Genomic DNA, 15,294 nt, shown 5'->3' with positions numbered 1-15,294 from the left:
AGCATCATGGGCATCAACCTCGGATACTGGACCCCCGTCTACGGCGGATTCCTCCGCAACGTCACCGATGAGGGCCGGATGGCCGCCACCTGGGAGTACATCCGCGAGGTGTCGGTGAAGGCTGACCGGCTGGGCTTCCACACCACTCTCGTCCCCGAGCTCTACCTCAACGACCGCAAGGGCGTGGAGGCACCGAGCCTCGAGGCGTGGTCGCTGTCGGCCGCGATCCTCGCCGTCACGGAGCGGCTTCGCGTGATGACCGCGGTCCGCCCCGGCTTCCACCTCCCCGCCGTCCTCGCGAAGACCGTCAGCACGCTCGACAGCATCGCCCCCGGCCGCGTCGCGCTCAACGTCGTCGCCGCATGGTGGGCCGAGGAGGCGCGTCAGTTCGGCGGCGACTTCCCGACTCACGACGCCCGCTACGCGCAGGCGACGGAGTTCGTCGAGGTGCTGAACGGGCTGTGGTCGCAGACCCCGTTCACCTTCGGCGGAGACCACTACGAGTTCGAGGAGACGATCGTCGAGCCGAAGCCCGCAGCGCTGCCTGTCGTCTTCGCCGGCGGCGAGAGCGAAGCAGGGCGTGAGGCGATCGCCGGTTTCGCCGGCGCCTACGTCATGCACGGCGGCACGCTCGACGAGGTGCGCGGCAACGTCGCCGACATGAACGCGCGCTCGGAGCGGCTGCACGGCCGCCCGATCGCCGAGTTCGGGATGCCGGCGTACGTGATCGTCCGCGACACCGAGGCCGAGGCGCAGCGCGAGCTCGACCGCATCACCACCGTGGACGAGAACTCCCCCGGCTACGCGTCCTTCGAGGAGTTCCGCCGCAACTCGCACCTCTCGCTCGACGTCAGCCGCCGCGAATACTCGGTCGGCACCCGAGGGCTGCGCCCGAACCTCGTCGGCACCGCCGAGCAGGTCGCCGAGCGCATCACCGAATACGCGGATGCCGGAATCACGCTGCTGCTCATCCAGGCATCACCGCTGGACGAGGAACTCGAGCGGATCGCCGAGCAGGTCTTCCCGCTCGTCCCCCAGGAGGCGCTGGTGTCTGCTCTACGCTGAGAGCATGACCGGTCTTCGATGGGGAATCCTCGCCACGGGTGGCATCGCCACCGCCTTCGCCTCCGACCTGCGCACCGCAGATCTCGATCTCGTCGCGGTGGGTTCGCGTTCGCAGGCATCCGCCGACGCGTTCGCGGCCAAATTCGACATCCCGCGTGCGCACGCGTCCTACGAGGCGCTCGCCGCCGACCCCGACGTCGACATCATCTACGTCTCCACCCCGCATCCGATGCATCACGCCGGCGCGAAGCTCGCGCTCGAGAGCGGCAAGCACGTGCTCGTCGAGAAGGCCTTCACCGTGAACAGGGCCGAGGCCGAGGATCTGCAGCGCATCGCCTCCGAACGCGGGCTGCTGGCGATGGAGGCGATGTGGACGCGCTACCTGCCGCACATGATCCGCATCCGCGAGATCATCGCAGCCGGGACGCTCGGTGAACTCCGCGCCGTCACCGCCGATCACACCCAGAAGATCACCGACGACCCTGCGCACCGGCTCAACGCCCTCGAGCTCGGCGGCGGCGCGCTGCTGGATCTCGGCATCTACCCCGTCTCGTTCGTCTGGGACATCCTCGGCGCTCCCGAGACCGTGCAGGCCAGCGCGCGCCTCGGCGACACCGGGGCCGACGCGGAGGTCGCGACGCTCATGACCCACGCCGGCGGCGCGATCTCGACGACCCTGTCCTCGTCCAGGGCCGCAGGTCCAAACTCGGCCGCGATCATCGGCACCGACGCACGGATCGAGATCGACAGGGTCTGGTACGCGCCGACCTCCTTCCGGGTCGTCACGCCGGACGGCGAGGTGCGCGAGAGCTATGAGTCGCACATCGACGGTCGCGGCATGCAGTATCAGGCGCTGGCCGCCGAGCGGCTCGTGCGCGACGGCATCCTCGCCGGCGACATCCTGCCGCTTGCCGAGAGCGTCGCGATCATGGGGACGCTGGACGAGGTCAGGGCGCAGATCGGCGTGCGCTACCCGAGTGAGGAGCGCACCGATGGCTGACACCCAGGACACCCGCGTCGCCGTCTACCTGGACTTCGACAACATCGTCATCTCCTGGTACGACCGCGTGCACGGGCGAAACGCGTACGGCAAGGATCGTCAGCGCATCGCCGACAACCCGCACGATCCCGAGGTCGCCGAGCGGTTGAAGGACGCCATGATCGAGGTCGGCGCGATCATCGACTACGCGTCCTCCTTCGGCACGCTCGTGCTCACCCGCGCCTACGCCGACTGGTCGTCTCCCGTCAATGCCGAGTACCGCTCGCAGCTCGTGGCCCGCGCCGTCGACCTCGTGCAGCTGTTCCCCGCCGCGGCGTACGCGAAGAACGGAGCCGACATCCGCCTGGCCGTGGATGCCGTGGAGGACATGTTCCGGCTGTCCGACCTCACCCACGTCGTGCTCGTCGGCGGCGACAGCGACTACGTGCCGCTCGCCCAGCGCTGCAAGCGGCTGGGACGCTACGTGATCGGCGTCGGCGTCGCCGGTTCCACGGCGAAGTCGCTGGCCGCCGCGTGCGACGAGTTCGAATCGTACGATTCGCTTCCGGGCGTCGCGCGCCCTGTGGCCAAGAAGACGGTGACGACGGCACCGGCGGATGCCGAGGCGGACACGGCCGCAGACGCGGAGAGCCCGGTCAAGACCAAGCCGGCGAGCCGCAGCCGCGCGAAGAAGAGCACGAAGCCGGCCGACACCGACGCCGACACTTCGCAGCTCAGCGCACAGGACGAGGGAACGGCTCTGCTGCAGCGCGCCCTGCGCCTCGGGCACGACAAGGCCGACGCCGACGAGTGGCTGCACAGCTCCGCCGTGAAGACGCACATGCGCCGCATGGACCCTTCCTTCAGTGAGAAGGCCCTCGGCTACCGCTCGTTCTCGGACTTCCTGAAGTCCCGGGATCAGATCGCCGAGCTCGAGGAGACCGGACACGAGCGGCTCGTCCGGCTCCGCGAACGCTGAGATGGGGCCCAGCCCGCGCTCTCCGTACGCGCAGGTCCTCGGCGAGCGCATGAACGACCTGCATCCCCGACTGCGCGAATACTTCTCCCCGCTCCCCGACGGGCACGTCGGCATCGGTGAGGGCACCTTCCGCAGGGTGGGCACGCCCAGGCGCTGGCTGTGGCCACTGCTGCGCCCGCTGCACGAGTGCGGGGTGGTCTACGCCGGCTGGCAGTTGAGCGTGCCGTTCCGCGTCACGAACCGCCTGGTCGCCGGACGCGCCGTCAGTGAGCGCGAGTTCCTGCTGCCGGGTCAACAGTGGATCATGCGCGACGCCGTCTCGCTCAATCCGCATGGCCGCGTGGTCGACGAGCTGGGCGAACCCGGCGTCGTGGCGGCAAGCTTCGATGTCGAGGTCGATGCGGGCGCGCTGTCGATGACCAGTCATGCCATCGGCATCCGCTGGGGTCGGCTGCGCTTGCGGCTGCCGCGGCTCGTCTCGCCCGTCGTACGCCTCACCGAGGCGTTCGACGATGAGGTCGGACGCCAGCGCGTCTCGGTCGTCATCGACATGCCGCTGCTCGGGCGCATCTACGAGTACGTCGGAGACTTCAGCTATCGCATCGAGGAGCAGCGCGCATGAGCGGCAGGATAGTCATCGGAGGATCGTCCGGGTTCATGGGGCGTCGGCTCCAGGAGAAGTACCGCGCGGAAGGGCGCGAGGTCATCACGATCTCCCGCTCCGGCGCCGATCTGACCTGGGACGACCAGCCCGGCATCGATCAGGCGGTCGATGGTGCGGCGCTGGTGATCGGGCTCGCCGGTAAGAGCGTGAACTGCCGGTACACCCCGGAGAACCGGGCGGAGATCTTCCGCTCACGCCTGCAGACGACGGCGACGTTGAGCCGCGCGATCGCCGCGGCGGCGCAGCCGCCGGCGCTGTGGCTGAACTCGTCGACCGCGACGATCTACCGGCATGCCGAGGACAGACCCATGACCGAATCGACCGGCGAGCTCGGTACCGGCTTCTCGGTCGAGGTCGCGAAGGCCTGGGAGGAGGCGCTGTTCGCCGACGTACTCCCGCGCACCCGCCGGGTGGCGCTGCGCAGCACGATCGTACTGGGCCATGGCGGCGTGCTCGGTCCGCTGAAGAACCTCGCCCGGATCGGTCTCGGCGGAGCGCAGCACGACGGCTGGTGGCCGATCAGCCGGGCGCGCAGAGCTGCGGGCACCGCGCATCGCCCCGGCGCGAAGCGCGGCACGCAGCGCTTCAGCTGGGTGCACATCGATGATGTCGCCCGCATCATCGACTTCGTCGAGCAGCATCCGCAGCTCGAGGGACCGATCAACGCGGCATCCCCGAATCCGGTGGACAACCGCACCTTCATGGCGACCGTGCGCCGGGTCCTCGGGGCGCGCATCGGCCCGCCGATGCCGCGATGGATGCTGGAGATCGGCGCGATCGGCATCCGCACGGAGACCGAGCTGATCCTCAAGAGCCGGTGGGTGCTGCCGGAGACGCTCACGAACGCGGGGTTCGAGTTCTCGTACCCGACGCTGGAACCCGCGCTGCGGGAGTCCTTCGACCGCGAGCGGCCTTAGCGCGCGTCGTCCTCGCGCCGGCGCTTGGCGATCTCCTCGCGCAGCCGCCACTCCTCGATCTCGCGGTCGAGGTCGGCGATCTGCTGCTCGGTCGTCCGCGCGTCGGCGGGCGCAGCCTGCCGGGCGGGCGCCGACGCATGCGCCGCACCGTTCGCACGCGCCTCGCGGCGCGGCATCCTCGGCAGCGAGACGCCGCCATCGCCGTACTCGCGCCCGAGGGTGAACCACAGGATGCTGCCGATCAGGGGGATCAGGACGACCAGGATCACCCACACCATCTTCGGCAGACGCTTGACCTGCGACTCGTCGCGCATGATGACATCGATCAGGGCGCCCACCATCAGCGCGACGATGAGGATGGAGACGAACGGCATGCTCTCAGCGTAGACGAGCACTGGTTGAATGGGCAGGTGGCATTTCTGACCCCTCCCGCCCCGCTCGTTCTGACCGGTGACTTCGTCGAGCTGCGCCCACTCGATCGCAGCCACCACGACGGCCTCGTCGACGCCGTGCGGGAGGGTGACCTGTGGCAGGCAGCCTGGTACACCTCGGTTCCCGCGCCGGACGGCGTCGCGGAGGAGATCGAGCGGCGTCTCGCGCTGAGCGAGAAGGGCGAGATGGTGCCCTTCACCGCGTTCGACGCCGCAGGACGGGCGATCGGCATGACGACGTACTACGACCTCGACGAATCGGTGCCCCGGCTCCACATCGGGTACACGTGGAACCGGCCGTCGGCGCACGGCACCGGCACGAACGCCGAGTCGAAGCTGCTGCTGATGCGACACGCGTTCGAGACGCTGGGCGTTTTCCGTGTCGGCTTCACCACGCAGTGGGTGAACTTCCAGTCCCGCACGGCGATCGAGCGTCTCGGCGCAAAGCAGGACGGCGTGATGCGGGCGATGACGCGCTTCCGGAACGGGGCGCTGCGAGACAGCGTGGAGTACTCCGTGATCGAGCCGGAGTGGCCGGCCGTCGAGGCGAACCTCGAAGCACGTCTCGCCAAGCGACGCTGAGGCCCCACTACCTCTTCCGCACGCCTCGCGGAACCCCCTCCACGCACCGGAGAGGCGCGGTCTAGCCTGCCCGCATGGACACACAACTGACCGCACTGATGATCAACTGCACGCTCAAACCGTCACCTGCTGAGTCGAGTTCCGACCTTCTGGGACGGCAGATCCTGTCCGCTCTGGCAGGCCACGGCGTCGGCATCGACAGCATCCGCGCCGTCGACCACGACATACGGCCGGGCGTCCAGGCCGATATGGGCGACGGCGATGAATGGCCGAAGCTCCGCGACCGTGTGCTGGCCTCCGACATCATCGTGTTCATGACGCCGACGTGGCTCGGGCAGCACTCCAGCGTCGCGCAACGCGTGCTCGAGCGGCTGGATGCCGAGCTCAGCGAGACCGACGACGAAGGTCGTCCGACGCTGTTCGACAAGGTCGCGCTCGCCGGGATCGTGGGCAATGAGGACGGTGCACATCACATCACCGGCATCCTCTACCAGGCGCTGGGCGACGTCGGATTCACGATTCCTGCACAGGGGGTCGTGTACTGGAACGGCGAGGCGATGCACGGCACGGACTACAAGGATCTGGACAGCACTCCGGAGAAGGTCGCCCAGTCGACCATGACGGCAACCGCGAATGCCGCGCACCTGGCGCAACTGCTGCGTGAGCGGCGGTATCCGGTGTCGTCCTGAACGCACGAAAGGCGCCGCCCGGGTTGGTCCCGGGCGGCGCCTTCTCGTACCGTCGTCAGTCCTGGTAACTGAGGCCGAACCCGTACGGGAACAGCTCCCCGTCGGTGGTCTCCTCGTATCCAGGAGTGTCGCTGTTCTGCTCGAGGATGGCCTCCGGCGTTCCGGCGAGGGCGAACGGCAGCTTGCCCTGCGGGTTGAAGTCGCCCGAGACGACATCCATCAGCGACGCGGTGGTGTTGCCGAAGTTGGCGAGGATCGCGCCGGCGTCACGCAGGCCGCTCTCCTCGTCGAGCACGAACGGCTGACGGAAGTAGATGTCGAGAACGGTGTTCTCGGCTCCCACCTCGGCCATCACCTGTTGGACCGTGTCCAGGCCAGGGGTGACCTCCCACGACTCGGCCTCGGACATGCCGGAGAAGTCGATCACGCTCGACTCCCACGGCAGCGATCCGCCGAAGCGCAGACCGTTGTCGGTGCACGCCGCAGCGCCCGTCGCGACGCAGGCGTCGGCCGCGCCGTACGGGCTCTGCCCGTCGAGCCCTGCGAACCCTTCGATCACGCTGGGGTTGACGTGCTCGGGGTTCAGCCCGCTCGCGGGGTCGTTGCTGACGTAGCCGCCGGTGTTCACGTTGCGCGCCGTCATCGAGATGAGCGCGACGTCGGCCTCGGCTGCAGTGCGCTGCTCGTCCGGATTGTTCCCGTCGATGACATCGAAGCCTGCGGCTGCGACCTCGGCGGCGTCGACGTTGCCGAGCACGTAGACGGTCTCGCCACCGGAGAGCGGGAGGAGCGAATCGTCGTTCTGCAACAGCACGGTGGACTTGCGCTGCAGGTCGAGGGCGGTGGCGAGGTTCTCCTCGCTGCCGACCGTCTCCGTGGCGACCTCGGGGTCGACGTACGGGTTCTCGAACAGCCCCATCTGGAACATCGGCGTGAGCAGGCGCTCCGCCGCGAGCGTCACGCGCTCCTCGCTGACCAGATCGGCATCCACGAGATCCGTGATCGTCGCGACGTCGTTGAACCCGGAGAGGGTGTCGGTGCCGCCGTTGATGGCGGCGGCGACGCGCTCCGGAACCGTGGCATCCTCGAGACCCCATGCGCGGTCGTTGATGATGCCGGTGTCGGAGTTGACGTAGCCCTGGAAGCCCATCTGATCGCGCAGCAGACCATTGACGATCTGGTCGGAGAACGCCATGCCGACCTCTTCGTAGTCGACCCCCTCGTAGGTGACGTCGACCGGAACTCCGTAGTACGGCATGATCGACGAGACTCCCGCCTCGATCGCAGCCTCGAAGGGTTTCAGGTGGTACCCGAAGGCATCGCCCGGATAGACCTGCGCCTTGCCGAAGGCGTAGTGCGGGTCGAGCCCCAGCTCCTGCGGTCCGCCGCCGGGGAAGTGCTTCATCGTCAGGGCGACGTCGGTCTTGGGGCTGAGGGAGACGCCGTTTCGGTCGACCTTGCCCTGCAGGGACTCGACGAGCTCGCCCATGATGTTCGCGCCGAGATCGGCATCCTCGGTGAACGTCTCGTGCGTGCGGTACCAGCGCGGCTCCGTGGAGAGGTCTGCCATGTAGCCGTACATGCCGCGCAGTCCGATCGAGGACCACTCGTCGCCCATCACCTCGGCGAAGTCCTCGACGACCGACATGTCGCCATCAGTGGCCTCGCCGTCGTTCAGCGCCTGTTCGCCGAGAGCTGCGGCAGCGATGCCCGCCTCCTTCGGGAACGGCGAGAACGCACCGGCCGACTCGTTGATGCCGGCTCGTGCCTGTGGGTCGATGTGGTTGCGGGCGTTCGACTTGTACAGCGCCGGGATGCCGAGGCGCGTCGCCTCGCTCTTCTCCTGGATCTGGTTCATGAACTCCGCGGCCTCTGCGGGGGTGACCACGACGTTCGTCGAGAAGCCTCCGCCCGCGGGCTCGCAAGCCCCGCGGTCACCGGCGGCGACGACGTTGCGGAAGATGAAGCGATGCATCTGCTGCTCGCCGATGAAGTCGTCGGCGAGTTCCGGCACGGTGCCGAACTCACCGGATGCCGGGTCGCATGCTGCGTTCAGTGTGTCGATGAGCATGAGGCCGGCCTTCTCCTCGAGCGTCATCTGATCCACGAGGTTCGCGACGCGATCGTCGACCGGCTTGCGCCAGTCCTCATAGACATCGAGCTTGCCGTTGGCGTTGAGATCCTTGAAATGACGACCCTTCACCTTGATCAGCGGCTTGACTGTCGCCTCGAGCACCGGAGGCTTGCCGTGGTTGCCCTCGTTGCCGTGGCCGTTGCCGTTGCCGTTTCCATGGCCGTTACCGTTGCCCTTGCCGGTCGCGGCGGTGGAGGACGCCAGGTCGGCGCCAGCGGCCTGCGGCTCAGCTGCCGCCGCGCCCACACTCATCGCCAGGGTCAGTGGAACTGCGACAGCGATCGCCGCGATTCCTCGGCGGCGGCTCCTGCGTGGATGAACACTCATCAAAAGTTCTCCTTCGAACGGTTAGCGTGCGCCGCAAGCCTGTCCGGGTCGCGCACGGACAACAAGCGATTGCCGTCTGTTGCACGACGACCGGCTGGCCGGCGCGGCGAGCGCCTGGAGCGCGGCGAGAAACCGAATGAGGGTCAGGGCAGCAGGTGGCCGGCGGCGCGGAACAGCTCGTACCACTCGGGGCGGGTGAGCACGACATCGGCGCCGGCTGCGGCGTCGCTCACCCGCTTCGGCGTGGTCGTGCCGAGCACGACCTGCATGTTCGCGGGATGCCGTGTGATCCATGCCGTGGCGATGCCGATCGGCGTGACCCGGTGCTTGTCGGCGAGACGATCGATGACGGCGTTCAGTTCGGGGTAGGCCGGGTTCCCGAGGAACACTCCGCTGAAGAATCCGGCCTGGAACGGAGACCATGCCTGGATCGTGATGTCGTTGATGCGGCAGTACTCGACGATGCCGCCGCCGTCACGGACGACGCTCTGCTCCTCGGCGGCCATGTTCATGGCGACGGGCTGCGTGATGATCGGTGCGTGCGTGATCGACAGCTGAAGCTGGTTGGCGACGAACGGCTGCTGCACGGACGTGCGCAGCAGATCGATCTGGCGCGGCGTGTGATTCGAGACGCCGAAGGCCCGGACCTTGCCGGATGCCTCGAGCTCATCGAACGCGCGGGCGACCTCATCCGGCTCGACGAGGGCATCGGGCCGGTGCAGGAGAAGCACGTCGATGTAGTCGGTGCGCAGCGCACGCAGCGAGCCCTCCACCTGCGTGACGATGTGCTCGTACGAGAAGTCGAAGGCGCCGTCGGCGGGGACGATGCCGCACTTGGTCTGCAGCGTGATCTCCGAGCGTTCGCCGGCGCTCAGCTTCAGAGCATCCGCGAATCGCTGCTCGCAGAAGTGCATGCTGCCGCCGTAGATGTCGGCGTGATCGAAGAAATCGACGCCGGCGTCGCGCGCGGTGCGGTAAAGATCACGGATGTGCGCATCGTCCTTGTCGTCGATGCGCATCATCCCCGCGATCACCGCGGGTGCTGTCGTGGGGCCGAACGGTACTGACTTCATCTGTCAGTTGGTGGCGGGGCCACCGTCCCAATTGTTCGAGCGGCGCGTGGCACCGCTGCGGTCGGCGCGCATGATCCATGCCATCGACAGGCAGACGAGGGCGAGACCCGCGCAGAAGAGGAGCGCTTCCAGGCCCGCGACCTCGAACGAGATGCCCATCACCCAGATCCCGCCGACGAACATGACCAAGAAGATGATGAAGCTGAGAATCACGGCTGCCTCCTGTTGTGAATGCTCACTCCAGGATAGTCGGACGCCGGAGGACCGTGCGGCAGTCCCGCCCCTTGTCGCCGGATTTCGCTCGACGTAGTGTGAACAGCGGGTATGAACGGTTGCATGGCGGAAGGTTGCCGTTTGCAGGCGAATCTCCGGACGGGAGCCAGACATGGGCAGCCCCTACAAGACGCGTCATCGAACCATCGACATCGACGGCACCGAGATCTTCTACCGGCAGGCGGGAGACCCCGAGAAGCCGGCGATTCTGCTTCTGCACGGGTATCCCAGCTCCTCGCACATGTTTCGCAACGTCATCGAGCCGCTGGCCGAGTCAATGCACGTGATCGCGCCCGATCTGCCCGGGTTCGGATTCTCCGACGCTCCGCCGGCTGACCAGTACGACTACACGTTCGATAACCTCTCCCACACCATCGAGCGCTTCCTCGACGCGATCGCCGTGAACCACTTCTTCGTCTACCACTTCGATTTCGGCACCCCTGTCGCGTATCACCTCGCCAGTCGGCATCCGGACCGCATACGCGGTCTGATCGTTCAGAACGGCAACGCGCACGAAGCCGGTCTGGGACCGCAGTGGGATGCGCCAAGGGCCTTCTGGTCCGACCCGACGCCGGAGAACAGAGCCAAGTTGGGCGAGTGGATGAATTTCGAGGGCAACCGCGCCGAGTACATCGGAGGCCTGCCGGAGCGATTAGCTGAGCTGTACCCGCCGGAATGTTGGCACTTGGACTGGGACCGCTTGAGCAGACCCGGCAACGTCGAGATCCAGTTCCGGATCTTCTGCGACTACCAGAATCATGTAGCCCGCTTCCCCGCCATCGAGAGCTACCACCGGGAGCATCAGCCGCCGTGCCTCCTGCTCTGGGGCCGCCACGACGCGTACTTCGACCTGGACGAGATCATGGCCTACAGCCGAGTCCTCGACTCCTTGGAGATCCATGTCTTCGACAGTGGACACTTCCTCCTGGAGACCCACCACACGGAGTGTTCCCGCCTCATCACCGATTTCGTCAGCAACGTCGAAGCCTCTTGCATTCTCGACAAGGGCACGAAAAGGCCCGAACCTGCGTGATTTCGCAGATCCGGGCCTCTGAATAGCTGTTCCGTTGGGACTCGGAGAGGAGCTCTTAGAAGTCCCAGTCCTCATCCTCGGTGGCTTCAGCCTTGCCGATGACGTACGAGGAACCCGAGCCCGAGAAGAAGTCGTGGTTCTCGTCTGCGTTCGGAGAGAGCGCCGAGAGGATCGCCGGGTTCACGTTCGTCACATCGGACGGGAACATCGCCTCGTAGCCGAGGTTCATCAGCGCCTTGTTGGCGTTGTAGTGCAGGAACTTCTTGACGTCCTCGGTGAGGCCCACGCCGTCGTACAGATCCTGCGTGTACTGCACCTCATTGTCGTAGAGCTCGAACAGCAGGTTGAAGGTGTACTCCTTCAACTCGTCGCGACGCTCCTGGGTCTCCTTCTCGAGGCCCTTCTGGTACTTGTAGCCGATGTAATACCCGTGCACGGCCTCGTCGCGGATGATGAGCCGGATGAGGTCAGCGGTGTTCGTCAGCTTCGCCTTGGACGACCAGTAGATCGGCAGGTAGAAGCCCGAGTAGAACAGGAAAGACTCCAGCAGGGTCGATGCGACCTTGCGCTTGAGCGGGTCATCACCCTGGTAGTAGTCCATGATGATCTGCGCCTTCTTCTGAAGGTTCGCGTTCTCCCTGGACCACCGGAACGCCTCGTCGATCTCCTTCGTCGACGCGAGGGTCGAGAAGATCGAAGAGTAGCTCTTCGCGTGCACCGACTCCATGAACGCGATGTTGGTGTACACCGCCTCCTCGTGGGGCGTGATCGCGTCGGGGATCAGTGACACTGCACCGACGGTGCCCTGGATCGTGTCCAGCAGTGTCAGTCCGGTGAACACGCGCATGGTGAGCAGTTGCTCTTCCGGTGTCAGCGTGTTCCACGACTGCACGTCGTTCGACAGCGGCACCTTCTCAGGTAGCCAGAAGTTGTTCACGAGCCGGTTCCAGACCTCGAGGTCCTTGTCGTCCTCGATGCGGTTCCAGTTGATCGCCTGCACGTGGTCGACCAGCTTGAGCGATTCGGGTGTCATCGTCGTTCCTGTTCTGAGAGATACCGGGTCAGCGCATCAGAGCATGCAGCTGACGCACTCCGTCATGTCGGTGCCCTCGAGGGCGAGCTGGCGCAGGCGGATGTAGTAGATCGTCTTGATGCCCTTGCGCCATGCGTAGATCTGCGCCTTGTTGATGTCGCGCGTAGTGGCGGTGTCCTTGAAGAACAGCGTCAGCGACAGGCCCTGGTCGACGTGCTGCGTGGCGGCCGCGTACGTGTCGATGACCTTCTCGTAGCCGATCTCGTATGCGTCCTGGTAGTACTCCAGGTTGTCGTTCGTCATGAACGGCGCCGGGTAGTAGACGCGACCGAGCTTGCCTTCCTTGCGGATCTCGACCTTCGACGCGATCGGGTGGATCGAGGATGTCGAGTTGTTGATGTACGAGATCGAGCCGGTCGGCGGGACGGCCTGCAGGTTCTGGTTGTAGATGCCGTGCTTCTGGATGCTGTCCTTCAGCTCGGTCCAGTCGGCCTGCGTGGGAATGTGGTGGCCGGCGAAGAGCTCCTTGACCTTCTCGGTCGCGGGCACCCACGCCTGGTCGATGTACTTGTCGAAGAACTCGCCGGAGGCGTACTTCGAGTCCTCGAACCCGTCGAAGGCCACGCCGCGCTCGATCGACAGCCTGTTCGACGCGCGCAGTGCGTGGAACAGCACCGTGTAGAAGTAGATGTTCGTGAAGTCGATGCCCTCTTCGGACCCGTAGTGCACGTGCTCGCGCGCCAGGTACCCGTGCAGGTTCATCTGGCCCAGGCCGATCGCGTGCGAACGGTCGTTGCCGTCCTCGATCGAGCGCACCGAGGAGATGTGGCTCTGGTTGCTGACGGCCGTGAGGCCGCGGATCGCGGTCTCGACCGTGGCGCCGAGGTCTCCCCCGTCCATCGCGAGGGCGATGTTCATCGAGCCGAGGTTGCAGGAGATGTCCTTGCCGATCGTGTCGTACGAGAGGTCCTCGTTGTACGTCGTCGGGGTGTTCACCTGCAGGATCTCGCTGCAGAGGTTGGACATGTTGATCCGGCCCTTGATCGGGTTGGCCTTGTTCACCGTGTCCTCGAACATGATGTACGGGTAGCCCGACTCGAACTGGATCTCGGCGATGGTCTGGAAGAACTCGCGCGCGTTGATCTTGGTCTTCTTGATGCGCGGGTCGTCGACCATCTCGCGATACTTCTCGGTGACCGAGATGTCGCCGAACGGCACGCCGTAGACCTTCTCGACGTCGTACGGCGAGAACAGGTACATGTCTTCGCCGTTCTTGGCGAGCTCGAAGGTGATGTCGGGCACGACGACGCCCAGCGACAGCGTCTTGATGCGGATCTTCTCGTCGGCGTTCTCACGCTTGGTGTCGAGGAACCGCATGATGTCGGGGTGGTGCGCCGACAGGTACACCGCGCCGGCGCCCTGACGGGCACCCAGCTGGTTGGCGTAGCTGAAGCTGTCTTCGAGCAGCTTCATGACCGGGATGATGCCGCTGGACTGGTTCTCGATCTGCTTGATCGGCGCACCGGACTCACGGATGTTCGAGAGCAGCAGCGCCACGCCGCCGCCGCGCTTGGAGAGCTGCAGTGAGGAGTTGATGCCGCGCGAGATCGACTCCATGTTGTCTTCGATGCGCAGCAGGAAGCAGCTGACGAGTTCGCCGCGCTGGGCCTTGCCCGAGTTGAGGAAGGTCGGGGTGGCCGGCTGGAAGCGGCCGGAGATGATCTCCTCGACGAGGTCGATCGCGACCTGCTCGTCGCCGTCGGCGAGACCGAGCGCGGTCATGACGACGCGGTCCTCGAAGCGCTCGAGGTAGCGCTTGCCGTCGAAGGTCTTCAGCGTGTAGCTGGTGTAGTACTTGAACGCGCCGAGGAAGGTCTCGAAGCGGAACTTCTTCGAGTACGCGAGATCGTTGAGCTTCTGGATGAACTCGAGCGAGTACTTCTCGATGAGCTCGCCCTCGTAGTACTCCTTCTCGACCAGGTAGTCGAGGCGCTCCTTGAGGGAGTGGAAGAACACTGTGTTCTGGTTCACGTGCTGCAGGAAGTACTCCCGCGCGGCGCGCTTGTCGGCGTCGAACTGGATCTTGCCGTTCGCGTCGTACAGGTTCAGCATCGCGTTGAGCGCGTGATAGTCGAGCCCCTCGTATGCGGGGTTGACCTTGAACGTCTCCTGCTCGGTCACTGCCTGCTCTTCAACTGCAATGTCCACCATCGTTCCAATCCGTCGCTCACGCGATCAACGTCGTCCTGCGTGCCGAATACCTCGAGCCGGTACAAGTGCGGCACATGACACTTGCGGCTGATGATGTCGCCGGCGAGACAGAACGCCTCACCGAAGTTGGTGTTGCCCGCGGAGATGACGCCGCGGAGGTGACGACGGTTTCGCTCGTCGTTGAGGAACCGGATCACCTGCTTGGGAACGGCCCCCTTCTCCTCGCCCCGGCCCTGGCCTCCGCCATAGGTGGGGGTGACGAGGACGAAAGGCTCATCGATCACGAGCGGCTCGTCCGCGCGGAACAGCGGGATGCGCTGAGCCGGCAGGCCGAGCTTCTCGATGAACCTGGCCGTGTTGCCCGAGGTGCTCGAGAAGTAGACCAGGAGCGGCGCAGCCGTCGCGACGACGCTCATGAGAGGTCCTTACGCCAGACGGGCTGCGAGCTCGTCGATCTTGTCGGGACGGAAGCCCGACCAGTGGCCCTCGTCGGTGACGACGACAGGCGCCTGCATGTAGCCGAGCGCCTTGACCTGCTCGAGCGCCGCAGCGTCCTCGGAGAGGTCGTGAATCTCGTACTCGATGCCCTTCGCGTCGAGTGCGCGATAGGTCGCGTTGCACTGCACGCACGAAGGCTTGGTGTAGACCGTGATCGACATTTCTTTCCCCTCAGATCCAAGTTTTTCCGACAGACCCCCGCCGGGATCTCAATACTACATATGGGGACGGACATTGGGAGTGACCACAAGGGCTAGTAGTTACATCCGTGTAGTTTTCCACCGTTCTCCACTGGTTACAACACAGGTTGTCCACCATTTCATCCACAGATCGCGATCCGATTTCGAAGGCCGCAACGCGCGTGATCTCGCGGTTCTCAGGATCCGTTCAGAAATCCATCCACAGG

Annotated in this window: 16 protein-coding genes; 8 read left to right on the top strand and 8 right to left on the bottom strand. The window is 65.7% G+C overall.

Annotated features, from left to right (window positions below; translation table 11 throughout):
* Window positions 1-6 precede the first annotated feature (6 nt).
* Genes IM776_RS04950 through IM776_RS04930 form a run of 5 tightly spaced genes read left to right on the top strand, consistent with a single transcriptional unit; the run spans window position 7 to window position 4,604 of the window.
* Entirely contained in the window at window positions 7-1,065 is a 1,059-nt protein-coding gene (locus IM776_RS04950) for an LLM class flavin-dependent oxidoreductase (protein ID WP_228479920.1), read from the top strand.
* Between the two features lie 4 nt (window positions 1,066-1,069).
* On the top strand, window positions 1,070-2,065 hold the full coding sequence (locus IM776_RS04945; RefSeq protein ID WP_194421901.1) for a Gfo/Idh/MocA family protein: 996 nt from the start codon (window positions 1,070-1,072) through the stop codon (window positions 2,063-2,065).
* Window positions 2,058-3,023 carry an NYN domain-containing protein gene (locus tag IM776_RS04940; RefSeq protein ID WP_194421900.1) on the top strand — a complete coding sequence of 322 codons (966 nt, stop codon included), beginning with the start codon at window positions 2,058-2,060 and terminating at the stop codon, window positions 3,021-3,023. Before IM776_RS04945 ends, IM776_RS04940 begins: the two co-directional genes overlap by 8 nt.
* A gap of 49 nt (window positions 3,024-3,072) precedes the next feature.
* Window positions 3,073-3,645, top strand: a complete 573-nt coding sequence (locus tag IM776_RS04935) for a DUF4166 domain-containing protein (protein ID WP_228479919.1) — start codon at window positions 3,073-3,075, stop codon at window positions 3,643-3,645.
* The gene (locus IM776_RS04930) at window positions 3,642-4,604 is read left to right on the top strand and encodes an epimerase (protein WP_194421898.1); all 963 of its coding nucleotides are present in this window, start codon (window positions 3,642-3,644) and stop codon (window positions 4,602-4,604) included. Before IM776_RS04935 ends, IM776_RS04930 begins: the two co-directional genes overlap by 4 nt.
* Here the strand turns inward: IM776_RS04930 and IM776_RS04925 are convergent.
* A complete protein-coding gene (locus tag IM776_RS04925; RefSeq protein WP_194421897.1) occupies window positions 4,601-4,978 on the bottom strand; it encodes a PLD nuclease N-terminal domain-containing protein in 378 nt (125 codons plus the stop codon). The two genes, IM776_RS04930 and IM776_RS04925, sit on opposite strands and share 4 nt — an antisense overlap.
* Window positions 4,979-5,023: 45 nt before the next feature.
* On the opposite strand from IM776_RS04925, the gene IM776_RS04920 reads away from it, so the two are divergent.
* Both IM776_RS04920 and IM776_RS04915 read left to right on the top strand, forming a co-directional pair.
* On the top strand, window positions 5,024-5,617 hold the full coding sequence (locus IM776_RS04920; RefSeq protein ID WP_194422510.1) for a GNAT family N-acetyltransferase: 594 nt from the start codon (window positions 5,024-5,026) through the stop codon (window positions 5,615-5,617).
* 74 nt (window positions 5,618-5,691) lie between these two features.
* A complete protein-coding gene (locus IM776_RS04915) occupies window positions 5,692-6,306 on the top strand; it encodes a flavodoxin family protein (protein WP_194421896.1) in 615 nt (204 codons plus the stop codon).
* Window positions 6,307-6,361: 55 nt separating this feature from the next.
* On the opposite strand, the gene IM776_RS04910 is transcribed toward IM776_RS04915, so the two are convergent.
* From IM776_RS04910 to IM776_RS04900, 3 genes are all read right to left on the bottom strand, one after another.
* Complete coding sequence (locus IM776_RS04910; RefSeq protein WP_194421895.1) at window positions 6,362-8,767, bottom strand: glycoside hydrolase family 3 protein; 2,406 nt, start codon at window positions 8,765-8,767, stop codon at window positions 6,362-6,364.
* A gap of 143 nt (window positions 8,768-8,910) precedes the next feature.
* Window positions 8,911-9,840 carry an aldo/keto reductase gene (locus IM776_RS04905; protein ID WP_194421894.1) on the bottom strand — a complete coding sequence of 310 codons (930 nt, stop codon included), beginning with the start codon at window positions 9,838-9,840 and terminating at the stop codon, window positions 8,911-8,913.
* Window positions 9,841-9,843: 3 nt separating this feature from the next.
* On the bottom strand, window positions 9,844-10,053 hold the full coding sequence (locus IM776_RS04900; RefSeq protein WP_194421893.1) for a hypothetical protein: 210 nt from the start codon (window positions 10,051-10,053) through the stop codon (window positions 9,844-9,846).
* Between the two features lie 172 nt (window positions 10,054-10,225).
* Here IM776_RS04900 and IM776_RS04895 point away from each other — a divergent pair, with 172 nt between their 5' ends.
* On the top strand, window positions 10,226-11,146 hold the full coding sequence (locus IM776_RS04895) for an alpha/beta fold hydrolase (protein WP_194421892.1): 921 nt from the start codon (window positions 10,226-10,228) through the stop codon (window positions 11,144-11,146).
* A gap of 55 nt (window positions 11,147-11,201) precedes the next feature.
* Here the strand turns inward: IM776_RS04895 and nrdF are convergent, their stop codons facing one another.
* The 4 genes from nrdF to nrdH are packed head-to-tail and all read right to left on the bottom strand — an operon-like array spanning window position 11,202 to window position 15,049.
* Window positions 11,202-12,179, bottom strand: coding sequence for a class 1b ribonucleoside-diphosphate reductase subunit beta (gene nrdF, locus IM776_RS04890; protein WP_194421891.1), 978 nt, complete (start codon window positions 12,177-12,179; stop codon window positions 11,202-11,204).
* A gap of 36 nt (window positions 12,180-12,215) precedes the next feature.
* Window positions 12,216-14,360, bottom strand: coding sequence for a class 1b ribonucleoside-diphosphate reductase subunit alpha (nrdE, locus tag IM776_RS04885; protein WP_194421890.1), 2,145 nt, complete (start codon window positions 14,358-14,360; stop codon window positions 12,216-12,218).
* On the bottom strand, window positions 14,357-14,806 hold the full coding sequence (gene nrdI, locus IM776_RS04880; protein ID WP_194421889.1) for a class Ib ribonucleoside-diphosphate reductase assembly flavoprotein NrdI: 450 nt from the start codon (window positions 14,804-14,806) through the stop codon (window positions 14,357-14,359). The genes nrdE and nrdI overlap by 4 nt, the downstream gene beginning before the upstream one ends.
* 9 nt (window positions 14,807-14,815) lie before the next feature.
* The gene (gene nrdH / locus IM776_RS04875) at window positions 14,816-15,049 is read right to left on the bottom strand and encodes a glutaredoxin-like protein NrdH (RefSeq protein WP_120228032.1); all 234 of its coding nucleotides are present in this window, start codon (window positions 15,047-15,049) and stop codon (window positions 14,816-14,818) included.
* Window positions 15,050-15,294: the final 245 nt, after the last annotated feature.

The sequence above is a fragment of the Microbacterium abyssi genome, assembly GCF_015277895.1.
Classification (GTDB): Bacteria; Actinomycetota; Actinomycetes; order Actinomycetales; family Microbacteriaceae; genus Microbacterium; species Microbacterium abyssi.
Note: the sequence above shows the minus strand (reverse complement) of the source record. Positions and strands in the feature narration are given on the sequence as shown.

Coding starts and splice junctions, on each gene's coding strand:
- IM776_RS04950 (WP_228479920.1), top strand. CDS start 7: ATGGGCATCAACCTCGGATACTGGACCCCCGTCTACGGCGGATTCCTC.
- IM776_RS04945 (WP_194421901.1), top strand. CDS start 1,070: ATGACCGGTCTTCGATGGGGAATCCTCGCCACGGGTGGCATCGCCACC.
- IM776_RS04940 (WP_194421900.1), top strand. CDS start 2,058: ATGGCTGACACCCAGGACACCCGCGTCGCCGTCTACCTGGACTTCGAC.
- IM776_RS04935 (WP_228479919.1), top strand. CDS start 3,073: ATGAACGACCTGCATCCCCGACTGCGCGAATACTTCTCCCCGCTCCCC.
- IM776_RS04930 (WP_194421898.1), top strand. CDS start 3,642: ATGAGCGGCAGGATAGTCATCGGAGGATCGTCCGGGTTCATGGGGCGT.
- IM776_RS04925 (WP_194421897.1), bottom strand. CDS start 4,978: ATGCCGTTCGTCTCCATCCTCATCGTCGCGCTGATGGTGGGCGCCCTG.
- IM776_RS04915 (WP_194421896.1), top strand. CDS start 5,692: ATGGACACACAACTGACCGCACTGATGATCAACTGCACGCTCAAACCG.
- IM776_RS04910 (WP_194421895.1), bottom strand. CDS start 8,767: ATGAGTGTTCATCCACGCAGGAGCCGCCGCCGAGGAATCGCGGCGATC.
- IM776_RS04905 (WP_194421894.1), bottom strand. CDS start 9,840: ATGAAGTCAGTACCGTTCGGCCCCACGACAGCACCCGCGGTGATCGCG.
- IM776_RS04895 (WP_194421892.1), top strand. CDS start 10,226: ATGGGCAGCCCCTACAAGACGCGTCATCGAACCATCGACATCGACGGC.
- nrdF (WP_194421891.1), bottom strand. CDS start 12,179: ATGACACCCGAATCGCTCAAGCTGGTCGACCACGTGCAGGCGATCAAC.
- nrdI (WP_194421889.1), bottom strand. CDS start 14,806: ATGAGCGTCGTCGCGACGGCTGCGCCGCTCCTGGTCTACTTCTCGAGC.
- nrdH (WP_120228032.1), bottom strand. CDS start 15,049: ATGTCGATCACGGTCTACACCAAGCCTTCGTGCGTGCAGTGCAACGCG.